The 20647-nt window shown below is 68.4% G+C and carries 17 protein-coding genes and 1 tRNA gene; 12 read left to right on the plus strand and 6 right to left on the minus strand.

The window, feature by feature from the left end; translation table 11 throughout:
* Positions 1–73: 73 nt before the first annotated feature.
* Positions 74–1495, plus strand: coding sequence for a glutamate synthase subunit beta (locus tag V5F67_RS19015; RefSeq protein WP_394021881.1), 1422 nt, complete (start codon positions 74–76; stop codon positions 1493–1495).
* Between the two features lie 266 nt (positions 1496–1761).
* Here the strand turns inward: V5F67_RS19015 and V5F67_RS19020 are convergent, their stop codons facing one another.
* Entirely contained in the window at positions 1762–3582 is a 1821-nt protein-coding gene (locus tag V5F67_RS19020; RefSeq protein ID WP_394021880.1) for a tetratricopeptide repeat protein, read from the minus strand.
* Positions 3583–3790: 208 nt separating this feature from the next.
* On the opposite strand from V5F67_RS19020, the gene V5F67_RS19025 reads away from it, so the two are divergent.
* Positions 3791–4660 (plus strand): 4-(cytidine 5'-diphospho)-2-C-methyl-D-erythritol kinase, encoded by an 870-nt coding sequence (locus tag V5F67_RS19025; protein ID WP_394021879.1) that lies wholly within the window; start codon positions 3791–3793, stop codon positions 4658–4660.
* Positions 4660–4986, plus strand: coding sequence for a YnfA family protein (locus V5F67_RS19030; RefSeq protein WP_394021878.1), 327 nt, complete (start codon positions 4660–4662; stop codon positions 4984–4986). The genes V5F67_RS19025 and V5F67_RS19030 overlap by 1 nt, the downstream gene beginning before the upstream one ends.
* A gap of 67 nt (positions 4987–5053) precedes the next feature.
* Here V5F67_RS19030 and V5F67_RS19035 read toward each other — a convergent pair whose 3' ends face one another.
* Both V5F67_RS19035 and V5F67_RS19040 read right to left on the minus strand, forming a co-directional pair.
* Positions 5054–6667, minus strand: a complete 1614-nt coding sequence (locus V5F67_RS19035) for a phosphoenolpyruvate carboxykinase (protein WP_394021877.1) — start codon at positions 6665–6667, stop codon at positions 5054–5056.
* A gap of 129 nt (positions 6668–6796) precedes the next feature.
* Entirely contained in the window at positions 6797–7516 is a 720-nt protein-coding gene (locus tag V5F67_RS19040; protein WP_394021876.1) for a HugZ family pyridoxamine 5'-phosphate oxidase, read from the minus strand.
* 442 nt (positions 7517–7958) lie between these two features.
* Between V5F67_RS19040 and V5F67_RS19045 the strand changes: the two genes are divergently transcribed.
* The 7 genes from V5F67_RS19045 to V5F67_RS19075 all read left to right on the plus strand — a co-directional run bounded on the left by V5F67_RS19045 (position 7959) and on the right by V5F67_RS19075 (position 14121).
* Entirely contained in the window at positions 7959–8657 is a 699-nt protein-coding gene (locus tag V5F67_RS19045) for a response regulator transcription factor (RefSeq protein ID WP_394021875.1), read from the plus strand.
* The gene (locus V5F67_RS19050) at positions 8654–10531 is read left to right on the plus strand and encodes a sensor histidine kinase (RefSeq protein ID WP_394021874.1); all 1878 of its coding nucleotides are present in this window, start codon (positions 8654–8656) and stop codon (positions 10529–10531) included. Before V5F67_RS19045 ends, V5F67_RS19050 begins: the two co-directional genes overlap by 4 nt.
* A gap of 4 nt (positions 10532–10535) precedes the next feature.
* The gene (locus V5F67_RS19055; RefSeq protein WP_394021873.1) at positions 10536–11024 is read left to right on the plus strand and encodes an HPr kinase/phosphorylase; all 489 of its coding nucleotides are present in this window, start codon (positions 10536–10538) and stop codon (positions 11022–11024) included.
* Between the two features lie 103 nt (positions 11025–11127).
* A complete protein-coding gene (locus tag V5F67_RS19060; RefSeq protein ID WP_394021872.1) occupies positions 11128–11529 on the plus strand; it encodes a PTS sugar transporter subunit IIA in 402 nt (133 codons plus the stop codon).
* 58 nt (positions 11530–11587) lie between these two features.
* On the plus strand, positions 11588–11869 hold the full coding sequence (locus tag V5F67_RS19065) for an HPr family phosphocarrier protein (RefSeq protein WP_509210666.1): 282 nt from the start codon (positions 11588–11590) through the stop codon (positions 11867–11869).
* 231 nt (positions 11870–12100) lie between these two features.
* Positions 12101–13576 (plus strand): ATP-binding protein, encoded by a 1476-nt coding sequence (locus tag V5F67_RS19070; RefSeq protein ID WP_445328688.1) that lies wholly within the window; start codon positions 12101–12103, stop codon positions 13574–13576.
* 468 nt (positions 13577–14044) lie between these two features.
* A tRNA-Arg gene (locus V5F67_RS19075) sits at positions 14045–14121 on the plus strand.
* Between the two features lie 366 nt (positions 14122–14487).
* Here V5F67_RS19075 and leuD read toward each other — a convergent pair.
* The 3 genes from leuD to V5F67_RS19090 are packed head-to-tail and all read right to left on the minus strand — an operon-like array spanning position 14488 to position 17942.
* Positions 14488–15090 carry a 3-isopropylmalate dehydratase small subunit gene (gene leuD / locus V5F67_RS19080; RefSeq protein ID WP_394021869.1) on the minus strand — a complete coding sequence of 201 codons (603 nt, stop codon included), beginning with the start codon at positions 15088–15090 and terminating at the stop codon, positions 14488–14490.
* Entirely contained in the window at positions 15090–16505 is a 1416-nt protein-coding gene (leuC, locus tag V5F67_RS19085; protein ID WP_394021868.1) for a 3-isopropylmalate dehydratase large subunit, read from the minus strand. Before leuC ends, leuD begins: the two co-directional genes overlap by 1 nt.
* Positions 16506–16532: 27 nt before the next feature.
* Positions 16533–17942 (minus strand): NAD(P)/FAD-dependent oxidoreductase, encoded by a 1410-nt coding sequence (locus V5F67_RS19090; protein WP_394021867.1) that lies wholly within the window; start codon positions 17940–17942, stop codon positions 16533–16535.
* Positions 17943–18131: 189 nt separating this feature from the next.
* On the opposite strand from V5F67_RS19090, the gene V5F67_RS19095 reads away from it, so the two are divergent.
* Both V5F67_RS19095 and V5F67_RS19100 read left to right on the plus strand, forming a co-directional pair.
* Positions 18132–19724, plus strand: coding sequence for an ABC transporter substrate-binding protein (locus V5F67_RS19095; protein WP_394021866.1), 1593 nt, complete (start codon positions 18132–18134; stop codon positions 19722–19724).
* Complete coding sequence (locus V5F67_RS19100) at positions 19721–20620, plus strand: isocitrate lyase/PEP mutase family protein (RefSeq protein WP_394021865.1); 900 nt, start codon at positions 19721–19723, stop codon at positions 20618–20620. Before V5F67_RS19095 ends, V5F67_RS19100 begins: the two co-directional genes overlap by 4 nt.
* Positions 20621–20647 lie beyond the last annotated feature (27 nt).

Consider the following 20647-nt stretch of genomic DNA (forward strand, 5'->3'; position numbering starts at 1 on the left):
CCTCAAGCTGGAACAATTCTTGTAATGGAGCATCAGGCGCGCGGCGCGGATCGGCTCCTTCGACGAGGTTCGCATGGGTAAGGTCACGGGTTTTCTGGAGATCGATCGGCGCGAGCAGAAGTATCAGCCCGCTTCCGACCGCATCCGCCATTTCCGCGAGTTCACGCTGCCGCTGCCCGATGCCGAGGTGCAGAATCAGGCGGCGCGCTGCATGGATTGCGGCATCCCCTTCTGCCACGGGCCGAACGGCTGCCCGATCCACAACCAGATCCCGGACTGGAACGACCTCGTCTACAACGAGGACTGGGAGGCTGCGGTTGCCAACCTCCATTCCACCAACAACTTTCCAGAGTTCACCGGCCGCGTGTGCCCCGCCCCTTGCGAGGAGGCCTGCACGCTGAACCTCGAGGACATGCCGGTCACCATCAAGACCGTCGAGCAGGCCCTCGCCGACAAGGCGTGGAAGATGGGCTGGATCAAGCCCGAGCCGGCGGCGGTGAAGACCGGCAGGAGCGTGGGCGTGGTCGGCTCCGGCCCGGCGGGCATGGCGGCAGCCCAGCAGCTCGCCCGCGCCGGCCATGACGTGCACGTCTATGAGCGCGAGCCCAAGGCCGGCGGCCTGCTGCGCTACGGCATCCCCGACTTCAAGATGGAGAAGCACCACATCGACCGCCGGGTGAAGCAGATGGAGGCCGAGGGCGTCACCTTCCATTACGGCGTGAACGTGGGCGTCACCACCTCCACCCAGGAGCTTCTCGACCGGCACGATGCGGTGCTGCTCGCCGGCGGCGCCGAGGCGCCGCGCGATCCCGGCCTGCCCGGGCAGGAGCTGGAGGGCGCGCACTTCGCCATGCCCTATCTCGTGCAGTCCAACCGCCGCGAGGGCGGCGAGCGGATCGACGAGCTGCCGATCCTCGCCGCCGGCAAGCATGTGGTCGTCGTAGGCGGCGGCGACACCGCCTCCGACTGCGTCGGCACGGCCTTCCGCCAGGGCGCGCTCTCGGTGACCCAGCTCGACATCCGCCCGGTGCCGCCGGCCAAGGAGGACAAGCTGGCGGTGTGGCCCTACTGGCCCACCAAGTTCCGCACCTCCTCCTCCCAGGCGGAAGGGGCCGAGCGCGAGTTCGCCTGCGCGACGCTGGGCGTGGAGGGCCGCAACGGCCGGGTGACGGGGGTGAAGTGCGCGCGGGTGGACGCCAAGCGCCAGCCTATCCCGGGCACGGAGTTCGTGCTGCGCGCCGATCTCGTCTTCCTCGCCATCGGCTTCGCCGGGCCACTGAAGGCGGGCCTGCTCGACCAGTCCGGCGCGGCGCTCGACAAGCGCGGCAATCTTCAGGCGGACGACGAGAGCTACCTCACCTCGGTGCCCAAGCTCTACGCGGCGGGCGACATGCGGCGCGGCCAGTCCCTCGTCGTGTGGGCCATCCGCGAGGGCCGCCAGGCCGCCCATGCCATCGACAAGGCGCTGATGGGCGCGACCACCCTGCCCCGCTGATCCCCCGGAGCCGGCGGCGGCGGAAACCGTCCGCGGTCAGCAAAGGCCTGTCCGCGGTCGCCATGGCGATGGCATCCAGGGCGATGGCACGCCATGAAGGCCACGCCCGAGCCCCGCCGGCCAAGCCTGCCCACCGAAGGGTCGTTGATGGGCCCACCGGACAACAGCCTACGGGCGGCGCCATGCGCGCCGCCGGCGGGCGATCCGAAAGATTTCGCCTGAAGGAAGATTTCGCCTGAAGGCGGGAGCCGGGCCGCGCTCGGCCCTCAGCCGCCCTTCTCCTTCTGGTCCTCGGCCTTGCGCACCGGCGGCGGCGCGGCCGGCTCCACGGCGTCGAGGCCCTTCTCGATCTTCTTCACGATCTTCTCGAGCTGATCGGGTTCCGGCTTGAGGTCGCGCGCGTGGTTCCACTGGAACCCGGCCTCCAGGCGCCGCCCCACCTGCCAGTAGGCATCGCCCAGATGGTCGTTGACCACCGGGTCCTGCGGCATGCGCATCACGGCGCGCTCCAGCTCCGCCACCGCCTCGTCGTAGCGGCCCAGCCGGTAATAGGCCCAGCCCAGGCTGTCGATGATCGCGCCGTCGTCCGGCCGCAGATTGGCCGCGCGGCGGATCATCTCGAGGCCCTTGTCGAGGTTGATCCCCTGGTCGACCCAGGAATAGCCGAGATAGTTGAGCACGTGGGGCTGCTCGGGATTGAGCTCCAGCGCCTTCAGGAAGTCGGCCTCGGCCTGCGGCCAGTTCTTCGAGCGCTCGTTGCAGATGCCGCGCGAATAGAAGAGCGGCCAGCTGCCGGCGCCGGGCGAGGGCAGCAGGGCTATGGCCTTGCTGTAGGTCACTGCGCATTCGGCGAACATCTTGCGATTGTTCTGGATCCGCCCCAGGGCGACGACGGCGTCGAGATCCTGCGGGTGGGCGGCGATGAACTTGCCCAGGTGCCGGAGCGCTTCGGTGGCATTGTCGGCGGCGTCGAGATTGACGGCGAGGCGCACCTCCGCATCCCCCTTCAGGGGCGAGTTCGAAGGCACGGAGGCGAACAGCTCGATGGCCTTGGCCGGCTGGCGCATGAGCTCGTAGAGGCCGGCGAGCGATATGCTGGCCATGGGATGATCGGGATAGAGCCAGATGGCGAGCTGGAGATAGGCGAGCGCATAGTCTTCCAGCCCCTGCCGGCTCAGCACGCCGGCGAGGCCGAACAGCACCTCGGCGGCGCCCTCCTGGGGCGTGCGCACGAGCGGCGGCATCGCCTTTCCGCTCCTCAGCTCGCCCATCATGTACTTGACCAGGGGGTCGCCGGAATAGCGCCGGTCGAACTCCTGGTAGGTCTCCAGCGTCGCCGCGGTGCCGAGATTGCGCGAGGCCCAGCGCACATGGGCGTCGACGGCACGCACCGTCAGCGGCTCGCTCTTCACCGCCGCCTCGAGCCGGACGCCGGCCTCCTTCTTGAGACCCGCCGCGTCGAGGATGAGCCCGGCGTGCAGGTCCTTGAACTGGCCATACCAGACCGGCCCCTGGAGGCGGTCGATCAGCTCGACGCCGGTCTTGGGGTTGCCCGACCCGTAGGTCGCCCAGGCGGCCAGGAGCGTGGTGCTGATGCGGTCCACGAGATCGACGCCGGTTCGCTGCGTCGCCGAGGCGAGCCACGGCGCCAGCAGCATCGCGGTCACGTCATCGATCGGGCCGCTCACCGCCAGCGAGAGGTTGGTGCGGGCAGTCTGGTATTGGCCGCGCTTGATGGCGCGCACGGAGAGCAGGAAGCGCGCGAAGCGGTGGGTGCGGTCCACCTTCACGATCTTGTCGGCATACTTCATGGCGTCGTCGACCTGCCCGCCCAAGAGCGAGGCGAGCATGGTGCGCTCGATGATCTCCTCGTTGCCCTTGTCGAGCTTGAGCAGGTTCCGCAGGTAGAACGCCGCCACCTCCGATTCCCGCTCCACGGTGGCGAAGCGGGCGGCGAGGTAGCTGCCGGGAAGCGTGACCTCGCTGTCCGAGGGCTGGGCCGATCCGGGCGTTGGTTGCAGCGCGCCGAAGAAGGTGGCGCATCCGGCCAGAAGAAGAACGGAGGAGAGGGCGCGGAAAGGCTTCACCAGCGATATCCCGAATGTCGACGCGCGGCCTGCGCTGCGAACCGTTAGCCGCGCCAGATGGCGGGAGGATGGCGGCTTTCCTGGTGCGCTGCAAGCGCGGTCAACCCCGCGGGCGGGCACTGTCGGGCGGGGAACGCAGGTGCCGCCGAGGCCTTAGCGGCGGCGGCCGCAGCTTGCCGCGCTCACGGCGGAGCGGCATAAGCCCTTCATGCACCGACTGACAGCGCGCGCTCCGGCCAAGATCAACCTCACCTTGCGCGTCCTGGGGCGGCGCGCGGATGGGTTTCACGATCTCGTCAGCCTGGTGGTGTTCGCCGGGACGGGCGATCTCCTCCACCTCGATCCGGATGCGCCGCTCGGCCTCGGCGTGACGGGGCGGACCGCCCCGGCGGCGGGGCCGGCCGCGGACAATCTGGTCTTGCGCGCAGCGACGGAATTCGCCGCGCAAGTGCCGGGCGCACGGCTTGGCGGATTTCTGCTGGAAAAGCGCCTGCCGGTGGCTGCCGGTCTCGGCGGCGGCTCGGCGGACGCGGCGGCGGCGCTGCGGCTGCTGGCGCAGCTCAACGACCTTCCGACCGACGACCCGCGCCTGTTCGCGGCCGCGCAGGAGGTGGGGTCCGATGTGCCGGCCTGTCTCGATCCGCGTGCCCGCATCATGCGCGGGCGGGGAGAGATGCTTTCCGCGCCGCTGCGCATTCCCGCGCTTGCCTGCGTCCTCGTCAATTGCGGCGCGGCGGTGCCGACCGCTCCGGTCTTCAAGGGGCTCGGGCTCGCGCCGGGCGCGGTGCTGCCCGGCCCCGACCATCCCGACGCCTTTCCCGGCGATGCAGAGGCACTGCTCGCCGCCATCCGTGCTTTGCCGAACGATCTGGAGCCGCCGGCGCTCGCCCTCGCGCCCGCCATCGGCGCGGCAAAGGTGCTGCTCGCCGCCGGGCCGCAGGCCACCCTCGTGCGCATGTCCGGCTCGGGCGCCACCGTTTTCGCTCTTACCGCCGATTGCCGGACCGCTGCTGCGCTCGCGCGCCGCGTGAAGACGGCCGAGCCGTCCTGGTGGGTCAAGCCGACCATGCTGAGGTGATGCCCGTGACGCTCCCCGCCTTTCTGGTTGCCGCCCTGACCGAGATCGCCGGCTGCTTCGCCTTCTGGCACGTGGTGCGCGTGGGCGGCTCGCCGTGGTGGCTGCTGCCTGGCATGGCGAGCCTTGTGGTGTTCGCGCTGGCGCTGACGCAGGTGGAGGCGGAGGCCGCCGGACGCGCGTTCGCGGCCTATGGCGGCGTCTATATCCTCGCCTCGCTGGCTTGGATGTGGAGCGTGGAGGGCGTGCGCCCCGACCGCTTCGACGCCATCGGCGCGGCGCTGTGCCTCGCCGGCGCGGCGGTCATCATCCTCGGTCCGCGGGCGTAAGGGCTCCCAGAACGCGAACGGGGCGGCCGAAGCCGCCCCGCCGCTGGTCTCACGATGGCGCCGCGCTTCACTCGGCGGCGAGGCGCACCTGCGGCTGGGCTTCCAGCACCGCCGCGTCCACGTGCTTCTCGAACTTGCCGAAGTTCTCCTGGAACATGGCGACGAGCTTGCGCGCGGTGGCGTCGAAGTCCGCCTTGTCCGCCCAGGTCTTGGACGGATAGAGGATGTGCGGCTCGATGCCGGGCACCGAGGTCGGCACCGCGAAGCCGAAATAGGGATCGGTGCGGTAGGACACGTCCTTCAGCGAGCCGTCCAGCGCGCCGGTGAGGAGCGTGCGCGTGACCTTGATGGGCATGCGCCGGCCGACGCCGAACTTGCCGCCGGTCCACCCCGTGTTCACCAGCCAGCAGTCGACGCCGTGCTTGGCAATGAGGTCGCGCAGCAGGTTGCCGTAGACCGACGGATGGCGCGGCATGAACGGGGCGCCGAAGCAGGTCGAGAAGGTGGCCTCCGGGTCCTTAACGCCCTTCTCGGTGCCGGCGACCTTGGCGGTGTAGCCGGAGAGGAAATGGTACATGGCCTGCGCCGGCGTGAGCTTGGCGATGGGCGGCAGCACGCCGAAGGCGTCGCAGGTCAGCATCACCAGGTTCTTGGGCATGCCCGCGCGGCCGGTGGGGCTCGCGTTGGGGATGAAGTCCAGCGGATAGCAGGAGCGGGTGTTCTCTGTGAGGCGCCCGTCATCGAAGTCGGGAACACGCGAGACCGGATCGAGGATCACGTTCTCCAGCACCGTGCCGAAACGGTTGGAGGCGGCGAAGATCTCGGGCTCGGCTTCCTTGGAGAGACGGATGGTCTTGGCGTAGCAGCCACCCTCGAAGTTGAACACGCCCTCGGGGCTCCAGCCGTGCTCGTCATCGCCCAGGAGGGTGCGCTTCGGATCGGCCGAGAGCGTGGTCTTGCCGGTGCCGGAGAGGCCGAAGAACAGGCAGACGTCGCCCGCCTTGCCCACGTTCGCCGAGCAGTGCATCGGCATGACGCCCTTCTTGGGCAGCAGGTAGTTGAGGAAGGTGAAGACCGATTTCTTCATCTCGCCCGCATAGGACGAGGAGCCGATCAGCACGATGCCGCGGGTGAAGTCGACGGCGATGATGGTCTCGGAGCGAACGCCGTGCCGGGAGGGATCCGCCTTGAAGGTCGGCAGGTCGATGATGGTCATGTCGGGCACGTAGCCGTCGAGCTCGGCCCGCTCGGGCCGGCGCAGCATGGTGCGGATGAACAGCGAGTGCCAAGCGTATTCGGTGTAGACGCGCGCCTTGATGCGGCAGGAGGGATCGGCGCCGCCATAGAGGTCCTGCGCGAACAGCTCCTTGCCCTCGGCGGCCTTCAGGAAGTCCTGGTAGAGGGTTTCGAACTGCGCGGGGGTGATGGCGCCATTATTGTCCCACCATACCTCGCCTTCCGTGGACGCATCGCGCACCACGAACTTGTCCTTGGGGCTGCGGCCGGTGTGGACACCGGTCTCCGCCATCAGCGCGCCGCCGGAGGAGAGCTTGGCTTCGTTCTTCGCGAGCGCATGCTCATAGAGCTCGGGCGCCTGCAGGTTCCAGTGAACCCCGGCGAGATTGCGCAGGCCAAAGGCCTCGGCGCCGCATGCACTGTTGCGATGTCCAGTTTCGAGCACGAACGGCCCTCCTTAAGTTTCCCAGCGGCAATATGCCGGCTTAGCTCCGTCCGGATGTCTTCTGCATCCAGTATGGAGCGCACTCAAGACTAGAGCGATCCAGGCATCAAGAAAATGCCATTCAAACGTTTAGATGACGGTCGCGTTGTCGCGGCGCGCTTCGCCCACAAGGCGCACCAACTCCTTCCGCACCGCAGCAGAACTGGTGCAATGCTCGGCGAAGTCGAGCCGGCGCACCCGATCGCCCATGGCGAGCTCGCAGCCTTCCGGATCAATCGCCAGCATCCGCCAGTCGCCCTCGGGCGCGCCGAGGAGCCGCGTGGCATAGAGCGCCACCGCGTCGGCGTGGTCGGAGTTCATGTGTGAGATGACGCCTTCGGCGGCGGCCTTCAGGTCCGAGGCCGTGCTCCAGTCGGTCAGCAGCTTCGTCCCCGGCACGTCGATGATGCGCCCGAATCCCTCGACCAGATGCGCCTCGTCCACCTCCATGCGGTAGAAGGCGAAGTCGGCGAAATCGGCGTATCCCGCCGCGTCCGCGTGCCGCGCCAGGAAGCGCGGGCGAGCATCCTCGCCCGCGGGCACGATGCGGCCGAGGAGGCTCGCCCGCGGCGAGTTCATGGGATCGGCGACACCGGCAGCGGACACCAGGAGCGAGATGCGGGTGTCGCGGGCGATGTTCTTGGTGTGCCTGGCAAGGCGGGAGATGAGGAACGTCGGCCGGCCGGCATCGTCGGTCGCCACCGCCACCAGCGAGGCATAGGGCGCGCCGTTCTCCTCCAGGGTGCCGAGCGCCCCGAAGCGGGCTTCACGGATGAGCCGGCGGACGGCGGCGGCGGCGGTATCGCTCATGGTGGGTCTCCCTTTGGACGGCGGAACATGTCCATCCGCCCGATCGGGACGCAAGCGCGCAGTGCCTGCGGCCAATGGCGCAGCCCGGCTGCCGCGACGGCGCCCCCACGCGCCGGCCGTTCTCCCGCAAGGATTGTCGCGAAAGGAGCGCACGGACTGCGCCGCCCTCGATTGGATTTGCTTCAATTCCAATCTTTGTCGTGCTGCTTCACGCCCGCTCGGGCCGCTCGCGGGAAGCCGAGCCCGTGTGGATGATGGGTGGGTGATTGGCGCGGGCGCCTCCGCCACAATTTGGCGTTCACCGAGAATCCCGCTATTTATTCCACCTCACCGCTTGCGTGTCACATTTCGGCCACGCGAACCGGGTTCACCGCACGAGGCCGTGCTGCAAGGCGGCCGGTTCGGACGGCTGAAGCTCCGGACGGTATACAAAAGAGGTGTCATGCCCACCATCGCCCTCGTCGACGACGACCGCAACATCCTCACCTCCGTGTCCATCGCACTGGAGGCGGAAGGGTATCGCATCGACACCTACACGGACGGCGCCTCGGCGCTCGACGGCTTCAAGACCAACCCGCCGGATCTCGCCATCCTGGACATCAAGATGCCCCGCATGGACGGCATGGAGCTGCTGCGGCGCCTGCGCCAGAAGACCGACATGCCGGTGATTTTCCTCACCTCCAAGGATGAGGAGATCGACGAGTTGTTCGGCCTCAAGATGGGCGCCGACGACTTCATCAAGAAGCCGTTCTCCCAGCGCCTGCTGGTGGAGCGCGTGAAGGCGGTGCTGCGCCGCGTCGGCGCCAAGGACGGCTCGGTCCCGCGCGAGGTGGACAGCGCCAAGGTGCTGGAGCGCGGCAACCTGCGCATGGACCCCGAGCGCCACACCTGCACCTGGAAGGGCGAGCCGGTGACGCTCACCGTCACCGAGTTCCTGATCCTGCAGGCGCTGGCCCAGCGCCCCGGCGTGGTCAAGAGCCGCAACGCCCTCATGGACGCGGCCTATGACGACCAGGTCTATGTGGACGACCGCACCATCGACAGCCACATCAAGCGGCTGCGCAAGAAGTTCAAGTCCGTGGACGACAGCTTCGAGATGATCGAAACCCTCTACGGCGTGGGCTACCGCTTCAAGGAATGAGCGCTCCCCAGCGCATCGCGCCGCGCTCCGGCGCTGCCGATGACGAGCCTGACGTGGCGGCCGAGGCGCGCGCCCTGGACGCCGACGTGACGTCGCCTGCGCCGGGCGATGGCGAACCGGGCGAGGCACCGGCCGCTGCCGATGCGCGCCCGGCGCGCGGCGGCGTCGTGGGGGCCATTGGACGCGCCCGGCGCTTCGTCGCCTTCAAGAGCTTCTCCTCCCTCACCCGCCGCATTGTCCTGCTCAATCTCGCCGGGCTGTGCGCGCTGGTGTCGGGCATCCTCTATCTGTCGGAGTTCCGCGCCGGCCTCATCGACGCCCGCGTGCAGAGCCTGATGGTGCAGGGTGAGATCATCGCCGCCGCCATCGCCTCGTCGGCGCAGGTCGAGACCAATGCCATCACCCTCGACCCCGAGCGGCTGCTGGAGCTCCAGGCGGGCGAGAGCTACGGGCCTTCGGAGGAGGGCTTCTCCAGCTTCGAGTTCCCCATCAATCCGGAGCGCGTCGCCCCGGTGCTGCGCCGCCTGGTGGGGCCGACCGGCACCCGCGCGCGCATCTACGACCGCGACGGGCAATTGCTGCTCGATTCCCGCTCGCTCTATTCCCGTGGGGAAATCCTGCGCTACGATCTGCCCGATCCGGCGGGCCCCTCGCCCAACGTGTTCGAGCGCGCCTGGCGCGCGGTCCAGCTCTGGTTCGGACGCGGCGACCTGCCGCTCTACAAGGAGCTCGGCCCCCAGGCCGGAAAGAATTATCCGGAAGTCGCCGCCGCCGCCGTCGGCGTGAAGGATGCCGAGGTGCGCGTGGACGACCGCGGCCGGGTGGTGATCTCTGTGGCGGTGCCGATCCAGCGCTTCCGCGCCATCCTCGGCGTGCTGATGCTCTCCACGCAGGGCGGTGAGATCGACGAGGCGGTGCGCGCCGAGCGCTTCGTCATCGTGCGGGTGTTCCTGGTCGCCGCGGCGGTGATGGTGCTGCTCTCCGTGCTGCTCGCCGGCACCATCGCCGACCCGGTGCGCAAGCTCGCCGCCGCCGCCGAGCGGGTACGGCGCCGCATCAAGACGCGGGTGGAGATCCCGGACTTCTCCACCCGTTCGGACGAGATCGGCCATCTATCGCGGGCACTGCGCGACATGACGGGCGCACTCTACAACCGCATCGAGGCGATCGAGAGCTTCGCCGCCGACGTGGCGCATGAGCTGAAGAACCCCCTCACCTCCCTGCGCAGCGCGGTGGAGACCCTGCCGCTGGCGAAGAGCGACACCTCGCGCGGCCGGCTCATGGAGGTGATCCAGCACGACGTGAAGCGCCTCGACCGGCTGATTACCGACATCTCCGACGCCAGCCGCCTCGATGCCGAGCTCCAGCGCCAGGAGGCGGTGGCGGTAGACCTCAAGCAGCTGCTCGAGACCGTCGTCGGCATGGCCCAGGACGTGCGCAGCGACGACGGCGTCGGCGTCACCCTCGCCTTCGAGCGCGGTCCCGGCGCGCCGGCAGACTTCGAGGTCGCGGGCCACGCCTCGCGCCTCGGCCAGGTGGTGGACAACCTGGTTTCCAACGCGCGCTCCTTCTCGCCGCGCGGCGCGACGGTGCGCGTCACCTGCCGGCGCCTCAAGGACGGCGCGCAGATCCTCGTGGACGACGACGGACCGGGCATCCGGCCGGACGCGCTGGCGCGCATCTTCGAGCGCTTCTACACGGATCGGCCGCACCAGGGCTTCGGCCAGAATTCGGGGCTCGGCCTGTCCATCTCCAAGCAGATCGTGGAAGCGCACGGCGGAAAGATCTGGGCCGAGAACCGCATGGGCACCGACGCGGCCGGCGCGCCGAAAATCGAGGGCGCGCGCTTCGTGGTGCGCCTGCCCAAGGTCTGAAGCCGTGGCCGCTCCCGGCGAGCCTGCCGCCGCCCCGGCCCCGCAAGCGCCGCTGACCATGCATGGCACCTGCGTCGCCGTCGACGGCAAGGGCGTCCTTATCCTCGGCCCTTCCGGCGCCGGTAAGTCGACCCTCGCCCTGAAGCTGATCCTCGATGCCCCGCGCAGCCTTCCGCTCGCGGAGCTTGTGGCGGACGACCGGGTGGTTCTGGAGCTGGAGGACGGCGTCCTCACGGCGCGACCGCCGCCGCTGCTCGCCGGCCTGATCGAGGTGCGTGGCCTCGGCATCCGCCGCCTGCCCCATCGCCCGTCGGTGGCGCTTGCCTGTCAGGTGGACCTCCAGCCGGACGCGCAAACAATGCGCATGCCGGAAAAAGAGGCATTAATCGGTTCAATTCGCGGATGCGTGCTGCAGCGCATTTCGGCCGGCACGGCGGAGGAGGCTTCGCTTCTGCTCGCAGCCCTGCTTTCGAGCGCGGATTACCAAAACTAAATGTGCTTTTGTGCGCTGCACCCCTTGCGTATTTTTTGAGCCGCTCTGAATATGTCGCTCCCGCGCTGCGGGAGGCCTTCATGGGGGTGAAGGCGGAGGAAATATGATCGGTCTTGTCCTCGTCACCCATGGCCGCCTCGCCGTCGAATTCTGCTCCGCGCTGGAGCATGTGATGGGACCGCAGGCCCAGATCGAAACGGTGACCATCGGTCCCGACGACGACATGGAGCGGCGTCGCCATGACATCATCGACGCCGTGGCCAAGGCGCAGAGCGGCGACGGCGTGGTGATCCTCACCGACATGTTCGGCGGCACGCCCTCCAACCTCGCCATTTCGGTGATGAATTCTCCGGACGTGGAAGTGGTGGCGGGCATCAACCTGCCGATGCTGGTGAAGCTCGCCAAGGTCAGGGGCGAGATGCCGCTCGCGGAGGCCGTCAACTGCGCCCAGGAAGCGGGCAGGAAGTACATCAATGTCGCGAGCCGTGTCCTTGCCGGCAAATGATTTTGGCAGTTGCGCGCAATCGGAGGGCGACGACCCCGCCGTAGCGTGCGGCCATCCGCTGGCGCCTGGGACGCTCTCGCGCTGCCTGCCGATCCTGAACAAGCGCGGCCTGCACGCCAGGGCCTCCGCGAAATTCGTGCAGCTGGTGGAGCGTTTCGACGCCTCGGTGAGCGTCTGCCGGAACGGCGAGGCGGTGGGCGGCACCTCCATCATGGGCCTGATGATGCTGGCCGCGGGGCCGGGAACCGCGATCACCGTTACCGCCCGCGGCCCCGAGGCCGGCACGGTTCTGGACGCCCTGGAAGCCTTGGTGGCGGACCGCTTCGGTGAGGAGGAATAGGTTGCCGCGAGGCTCCTTTCCGATCCGAGGGGCCCGGCCGCACCTGCTCCGCAGCTTCCTTGAGTCCTGAGAAGAAGGCCTCTCCGGGCTGCGCCCGCCCATCTCGCGTACAATTTACCCTTCCGGCAGCCGGCTCTAGCGGCGGGCGCAGATGATACCTATTCTCACCTAATCGATTATCAGGGCGTCGGCCTGAAGATCCGCAGGGGTTTTGTCCGCCGTAAAGAAGGCATGTTCAGGATTGCGAGCGAGAGGGCCAAGGCCGTTCCGGCGCCGCACAGGCGCTGGGGCTTCGGCTTGTCCGCCAAGCTTCTCGCCCTCACCGTGGGCGTGGTGGCGGTGGCGGAAGTCGCCGTGCTCGTCCCCACCATAGCCAACTACCGCACCGCCTGGCTCTCCGACCGGCTCGCCGCAGCGCGCACCGCCGCCTTGGTGCTGGACGCGGCACCCCAGGACCGCATCCCCGCGGATCTCACCCACGACCTCCTGGCCAGCGTCGGCGCCAAGGTGATCGTGGTGAAGAAGGAGGACACGCGGCGCCTGCTCGCCATGTCCGACATGCCGCCCGAGGCGGACGTTCATATCGACATGCGCACGGGCGGTCTCTGGACGATGGTGCGCGACGCCGCCGACACGCTGCTCGCGCCCAACGGACGCTACCTGCGCCTCGTCGGCGACCCGCCGCCGGGCGCCGATTTCATCGAGATCGTGCTGTCGGAGACACCGCTGCGGCGGGCCATGCTGGGCTTTGCGGCCACGGTGCTGTTCACCTCGCTGCTGGTGGCGGTGGCCGCTGGCATCCTGGTCTACTTCTCGCTGAACTGGCTGTTCGTGCGGCCCATGCGGCGCCTCACGGAGCGCATGTCTGCCTTCCGCGAGAACCCGGAGGACGCCTCGCGCATCATCGTGCCGAGCGGGCGCTCGGACGAGATCGGCACCGCCGAGGAGGCGCTGGAGGAGCTTCAGCGCGGTCTGTCCCAGACACTCCATCAGAAGAGCCACCTCGCCGCCCTCGGCCTCGCGGTTTCCAAGATCAATCATGATCTGCGCAATCTCCTGGCCTCGGCGCAGCTGCTCTCCGATCGTCTCGCCGGCCTGCCGGACCCGACCGTCCAGCGGTTCGCCCCGAAGCTCATCGCGGCCCTCGACCGCGCCGTTGCCTATTGCGAGCAGACGCTCTCCTATGGCCGGGCGCGGGAGCCCCTGCCCGATCGACGCGACGTGCCGCTCGCCCAGCTTTTCGAGGAAGTGCGCGACACTCTGGGGCTGGGTCCCGGCTCGTCCATTGCCTGGAAGACCCGGATCGCGGATGGCGCGGTGGCCGACGCGGACCCGGAGCAGCTCTTCCGCGTGATCCTCAACATCTGCCGCAACGCCTTGCAGGCGCTGGAAGCGCGTGCCCCCAACGACCCCGCGCGCGACCAGATCATCCTCTCCGCCCGGCGCATGCCGACCGGGACGGAGATCGAGATCGCCGACACCGGCCCCGGCATCCCAGCGGCGCGGCGCGAGCACCTGTTCGAGGCCTTCGTCGCTTCGGCCCGCAGGGGCGGGACAGGGCTAGGGCTGCCCATCGCCGAGGAGCTCGTGCGCGCCCATGGCGGCGAGATCCGGCTGGTGGACCGCGAGATCGGCACCGCATTCAGGATCGTGATTCCGGACCAGCCGGATCATCCCCGGCACCGCAGCGAGCGCCTGCGAGCGTGAGCGGATGATCTGCCCCGTCGAGGTCCTTGCCCAACACGGCCCAGCCACCCCTGTTCCTGCAATCCGGGGCGCGCTCCTGGCTGGCGCCTGAGCAGGAATGCGCGGACGGTTTCCGGCATCGACGGCCGGTCCATCGCCCTTCTCGCCTGTTTCCCGGTGGGGGCTCCGCGTCGGCCCTGTCAGGCGGCCTCCCGACGCGCGAATGGAAACCGACCCGGATTCGGGAGACACCACAAGCCGCGGGATGGCCACCGGCGTGGCCGATGTTGCGCTATGGGTGGCGCCGACCGTCTCTCCGGTTTTCCACAGTCCGCGGCTGCCGTGCTGGGCGCGGGGACATTCGGCGTCTTTTGCCTTGCCAGGGTCGGGGAAAAGGAGTAGCTGACGGGTCCTCGCAGCGCAGGCCGCTGCGATCCCCGGGGAGGGTCACCTCCCCCGTCCGGCCCTCAGCCGACGCCGCGGGAAAATGCGCCGGTAGCTCAGCTGGATAGAGCACCAGACTACGAATCTGGGGGTCGGGAGTTCGAATCTTCCCCGGCGCGCCATTTAAGCCAATGAAAAATAGAGGCTAACTCGGCCTTGATGTTTGCCGTGGAGAGGCCTCTCTCCCTTCGGGTCATCATGGCCGGCGATCTTTCCTGGCCTACCGGCAGTCGGAATATCGAGCAAGCCGGATTGGGTGTCCTGTGTCAGACCGACGAGGGAACGTGGGCTTCCCCATCGGCCTGCCGCAAGGCCTGCATCTTGGATGCCTCTGTCTATAGCTGGCGCAGGTCAGCCGCCGCTATGGTCATGGTGCCATTCCGAGAGGAGGAAGCCCGAAGGGTGGTGATCCAAAACCATCCCCTGAGTGCGTTCCTGGATCGTCATTCTGCCCGACATCGAATGTGTAACCTGGCCCGGCGGGAACCTCAGCCCGGCATCGCGGTGTCGTGTGCCGCTTCGAAGGCGGCGATGCGGGGTTCCATCTGCAGCAGCTGGCTCAGCGGATCGAGACCGCGCATGAGCATCTCCCGATGCCGCTCCGAGATCGCGAACAGGACAGGGGCGAGGCCGGGCACCTCGATCCTACGCTGGTCGAGATCTATGCTGAGGGCGAGGCCCGGCGCCACCGCAAGGCGCTGCTGGATCGCCGCGGCCGCCTCGGAGCCGACCGCCACCGCGAGAAGGCCATTCTCCGGCGCGCTGGAGGCGAAGATGTCGCCGAGGCTGACCGCGATCACCGCCCGGAAACCATAGTCGAGCAGCGCATGGACGGCCTGCTCGCGCGCGGAGCCACAGGCGAAATTCTTGCCGGCGACGAGGACCTGGGCGCCCTCATAGACCGCCTGATTGAGCACGAAATCGGACCTGAGCGCGCCGTCCGCGGCGAAGCGGTGATCGCGAAATGCCAGATCGCCGAAGCCGCCGCTCCGGGACCGGCTCATATAGCGCGCCGGAAAGATCTGGTCGGTGTCCATATTGGCGGTTGGCAGCGGGACGGCGATCGCGGTCAGCCGGACGATGGGGGTCATCAGATCGCTCCGTCCATCAGACGACGCACGTCGGTGATGGCGCCGGTGACGGCGGCTGCCGCCGCCAAAGCGGGGCTCGCCAGATGGGTGCGGGCACCCGCCCCCTGGCGCCCGACGAAGTTGCGGTTGGTGGTGGAGACACACCGCTCGCCAGGTTCCGCCTTGTCGCCGTTCTGGGTGACGCACATGGAGCAACTCGATTGGCGCCACTCGAACCCGGCCTCCTCGAACACCCTGTCCAACCCCTCCGCCTCGGCCGCCGCGCGCACGGCAGTGGAGCCGGGAACCACCCAGGCGCGGATCTTGGCCTTGCGCCCTCGCACCACGGCGGCGGCTTCGCGCAGGTCCTCCAGGCGGGCGTTGGTGCAGGAGCCGATGAACACGCGATCGACCTTCAGCCCCTCCAGCGGCGTGCCGGGCGCGAGCCCCATGTATTCCTGCGCCGCGCGCCAGACGGCGGCCTGGTCCGCGCCTGCGGCCTTCGCAGGATCGGGCACGCGGTCGCCCACTGGCACCACCTGATCGGGGCTGGTTCCCCAGGTGATCATCGGGCCCAGGGTCGCGGCGTCGATGCCGAGCTCGCGGTCGAAGACGGCATCGGGATCGGTCGGCAGCCGGCTCCAGCGGGCCACCGCCTGATCGAAGGCATCCCCGGCGGGGGCGTAGGGCCGGCCTTCGAGATAGGCATAGATGGTCTCGTCCGGCGCGATGAGCCCGGTCCTCGCGCCCGATTCCACGATCATGTTGCACAAGGTGAGGCGCCCGGACACGCCAAGCGCGGCGATCGCCTCGCCGGCGAATTCGACCGCATGGCCGGCCGCCCCGCCGGCGCCGATCCGCGCCAGCACCGCCAGCGCCAGATCCTTGGCGCTGGTGCCCTGCGGCAGCCGGCCGCCGACGGTGACGCGCATCGTCTTCGGCCGCGCGACCCAGCAGCACTGGGTGGCGAGCACGCCGGCGCACTCTCCCGCTCCCGCGCCGATGGCGAACGCGCCGAGCCCGCCATGCGTGGGCGTGTGGGAATCGCTGGAGATTATCGTCGTTCCCGGCAGGCTGATCCCAAGCTCGGGCCCAACGACATGGATGATGCCCTGCCGCCGGTCCCCGAGCTCGAAGATCTCGATCCCGTTCTCGCGCGCGTGGCGGGACAGGTCCGTGAGGAGCTGGCGCGCGTCGGCGTCCGCCACGTCGGCGAGCCGGCCGCCGAGGGTCGGCGCGTAATGGTCGTGCACGGCGAAGGTGAGATCGGGCCGGCGCACCGGCAGGCCGCGGTCCGCCAGCAGCGTGAACTTTCGCGGCGAGCCGTCCTGAAGATAGTGCCGGTCGATATAGAGAAGAGCCGAACCGTCGTCGTCAGTGGCGACCGTATGGGCATCCCAGATCTTCTGGAACAGGGTGCGGGGCGTCTCACGCATCGGCCTGCCTTTCGCGGGAAGCGGAACTCATCGCACGCCGACCCTGAGGCCCATGAGCTTGGGCAAAGCAGCGAGAAGGCGCGCTTGAGCGGGTGGCTGGCGCTCCTGCCTTTCAGCGGCCTCGCACGACAGGATGCCCCAGCGGACCGCGCGTCCGCCAAGGGTGCGGAACGGCTCCGGCGGAAGCTTCGGCAGCGTCCGGCTGGCGATGATCGATCGGCTCCAGGCATCCTCGTCGCCGAGAATGCGCGAGGCCAGCGTCTCGGCGACGAGGGCGGTCGGGTTGACGCCATGGCCGGAAAGGCCGGCCGCCAGATGCACCTGGCGTCCCGGAACGGTGCGCACGAACGGCAGGCGGTCCGAGGCGACGTCGATGCCGCCGCCCCAGCTCGCCGCGATCGGCACCTTCAAGTCGGGCAGCAGGTGGGCGATGCCGGCCGCCGCGCGCGCGACGCTAGCCAAATCGTGGGTGTTCGAGGCCGCATTGGGATCGCCCCAGGCGGCGACCGGACCGGAGCCGCTGCCCATGATCACGCGCCCGTCGTCGGTCTTGCGGAAATAGTGCAGGAACATCGCGGCATCGGCATAGCCCGCATCCGACGGCCAGATGGCGGCTAGGGCCTCGGGGCACGGCGCGGTGGCGACAACATAGCTGGAGAAGACCGAAAGATAATCGCGTGCCAGGGGGTGGCGGGACAACTCGGTGTTGGTCGCCAGGACGACGTGGGTGGCCGTGATGGTGCCGGACGGGGTCTCGATCGCGTTTGGCGAACCGGAGGACAGGGCCGTCATCGCCGTGTGCTCGAATATCGCCACGCCGCTGGCGAGCGCAGCGCACCGCAGCGCCCGGGCGAGCCGCGCCGGTTGAACGGTCGCGCCCTCGGCATAGTGGATCGTCATGCGGGCGCGCGGAATCCGGCACAAGGCCTGGGCCTCCTGCGCGCTCAGGCGGCGCACGCTCTGGGGGACGCCCAGGCTGGTGGCGGTCTCCAGGGCCGCCTCCAGACTTTCCTCCTCCCGGGCCGAGGTGGCGACGACGACGGCGCCCCGTTCGTGCCACCAAACATCGCGTTCGGCGCAGAAGGCGCGGATTTCGTCCTGGGCCAGCGTGCCGAGCCGGGCCAGCTCCAGAGCCGCTTCTGCGCCGTAGGCCTCGGAGACCCGCCCGAGCGCGGTCCAGTAGCCGGCGACCTTGCCGCCATTCTTGCCGCTCGCGCCGCCCCCGCAGATGTCGCGCTCGATGATGGCGATGGAAAGCGCAGGCGCCCGTTTTTTGAGCTTCAATGCGGTCCAGAGGCCAGCAAAGCCGCCGCCGACAATCGCCACGTCCACATTGCGATGGCCCCTGAGCGCCGGCGTCCGCGTGCTGTCGGGCTCGCTGGACAACGCTTCTTCCAGCCACCACGAGCGATCTGACGGAGCTGGAACATCAGCCATCTCAGCCCTTCCTGCCGCCGATAGCGGCATGTCTATTTTTGAGGCTTGACCCGCAACCGTTTCTTTTATCGTATGGCTATGCGCTGTTTGCAATATGGTTTCACGGCCAACGATCTCAAAATTGGCTTGAAAGAAAGATTTTCGCCTTTCCAGAGCTGACAAACGTTCGGCATACCAAATGGGTGACCCATGAAAGACCTGATTGGTGAGCGTCTCTCGCGCGCCGGGCGCATGCGCCGGCGCGACGTCCTCAAAGGCGCGGCTGGCCTCCTTGCGGCGACGGCCATCGTGCCGACGCGGGGCTGGGCGCAGGCGGGCAAGCGCCTGCTCGTCGGCGTCCACCAGGACCTGCCGATTCCCGATGCGCAGATGTCGCGCGCCATGGTCACCCACATGGTGATGAAGCACGTGGTCGAGAACCTCGTCACCTTCGACGAGAATTATGAGGTCATCCCGCAGCTGGCGAAGTCCTGGGACGTGCTCGACGACGGCGGGCGCTACGTGTTCCACCTGCGCGAGAACGTCGTCTTCCACAACGGCAAGACATTGGACGCCGACGACGTGAAATGGTCGGTCGAGCGCCTGAAGGAGGTGTCGCCGAGCAAGGGCAGCTATTCCGGCATAAAGGCGGTCAACGTCATCGACCCGCGCACGGTCGAGATCGTGCTGAAGGACCCCTCCCCCAGCCTTCCGGCGACGCTCGCCGGCCCGTTCGGCGGCTACATCATGCCGAAGGACCTCGACAAGGCCCAGGGCGGCACCATCTCGAAGCCCATCGGAACCGGACCGTTCGCGTGGGTCGAGTACCAGCCCGGCCGGCTGCTGCGGGTGAAGAAATTCGACAACTACTCCGTCGACACCAGCTTCGACGGGCCGACAGGCCTGGGCGGCCGACGCGAGGCGCAGGTCGACGAGATCGAGTTCCGCGTCGTACCCGTGTCCTCGGCCCGGGCCACCGCGCTTGAGACCGGCGAGCTGGACTTCGCGCTGCTCCTCGACGTCAACGACTTCGAACGTCTGGCCGCGTCGCGGGCCGCGAAGCAGATGGAGGAGCCGAGCTTCGAATCCCTGGTGCTCTGGCTCGGCGTCACGGTCGCGCCGACCAATGACCTCAACTTCCGCAAGGCGGTGGCCTCGAGCATCGACTACAAGACGCTCATGGAAGCCTCGGTCGCCGGACACGGCGGAGTCAACAACGCCTTCCTGCATCCCGAGCTTCGGGCCTGGTTCACCCCCTCCATGGCCGTGCGGCATAAGTACGACCTCAGCGCCGCCAAGGCGCTTCTTGCGAAGACGGCCTACCGGGGCGAGACGCTGACCATCCACGTGTCGAATTCGACCGAATATTCCCTCAATGCGGCTCTCGTCTTGCAACAGATGCTGGGGCAGGCGGGGATCAAGATCGAGGTCCACCCGGTCGATTCTGCCGGTGTGATGTCGATCGTCTACGCCAAGAAGCCCACATACAACTTCGGCATGACATCGATTTCTGGTCGCATGGATCCCGATCAGGTCTATTTCCAGCGCCTCCACTCCTCATCCGCCGTGAACGCCTACAACAATCCGGCGTACGACAAGGTCGTCGAGACGGCGCGGGCGTCCATGTCCCAGGACACGCGCAAGAAATTGTATGCGGAAGCGCAAGATATCGTCATGGACGATATTCCCGCGATCGTTCTCTTCAATGTCTCCTTCCTCAACGCGCAGTCCGTCCGCATGAGCGGCTACAAGCCGAATGCCCTCGGCCTGTCCCGGTTCTGGAACGTGGGGATTGGAAAATGAGCGGCGGAACGGCGGCCGCAAGGCTGCGTGTCCTTCTGGCGGGAGACCGGGCGGTGCCGTCCCCCGGCGTCGCCGATGCGCTCGCTGCCCGCCTCGTGGCGGAAGCCGGCTTCGAGACGGTCTATATGAGCGGCGATTCGACCAGCGCCGTCCGCCTCGGCATGGCCGACGTTGGCCTGCTGACCATGAGCGAGATGGTGGACAACGCGGCGCGCATCGTCGATGCCGCCGGGGGGCTTCCGGTGATCGCGGATGCGGACACCGGCTATGGCGGCCCGGTCAACATGCGGCGCACGGTGCGCGAATATGAGCGGGCGGGCGTCGCGGCGCTCCAGATCGAGGACCAGGTCTCGCCCAAGAGGTGCGGCCATCTCGGAGGAAAGGCTGTGGTTCCGGCCGCGGAGATGGTGGGCAAGGTCCGCGCCGCCGTCGATTCGCGGCGCGACCCGGATCTGGTGATCATCGCCCGCACGGATGCCATCGCCATCGAAGGGTTCGAGGCCGCGCTCGACCGGGCGGCGCTCTATCGGGAGGCCGGCGCGGACGTCATCTTCGTGGAGGCGCCACGCACCCTGGAAGAACTGGCCGCGGTCGGCCGGCGGTTTGACTGTCCGCTGCAGTACAATGCCTCCGCCAGCGGGCGCACGCCTGCGGTCGGCCGCACCGAACTCGCCGCGATGGGCTACCGCCTCGCGGTCTATCCCGGCCAGACCATCTTTGCGGCGATCCCGGCTATTCGCGCCATCCTCGTCCATATCCGCGACAGCGGCGGTGCCGCCAATCCTCCAGTGGAGATGGCCGGTTTCCGCGACTATAACGAGATCATCGGACTGAGTGAGATCGCCGCGTTCGAGGACGCGCACGGCACGCCCGCGACGCGGCGAGTGCAGTTCTGATGCGGCCGGTCTCGATGCTTGCGCGCC

Origin of the sequence: Xanthobacter pseudotagetidis (genome assembly GCF_043194795.2) — a bacterium.
GTDB classification, from domain to species: domain Bacteria; phylum Pseudomonadota; class Alphaproteobacteria; order Rhizobiales; family Xanthobacteraceae; genus Xanthobacter; species Xanthobacter tagetidis_A.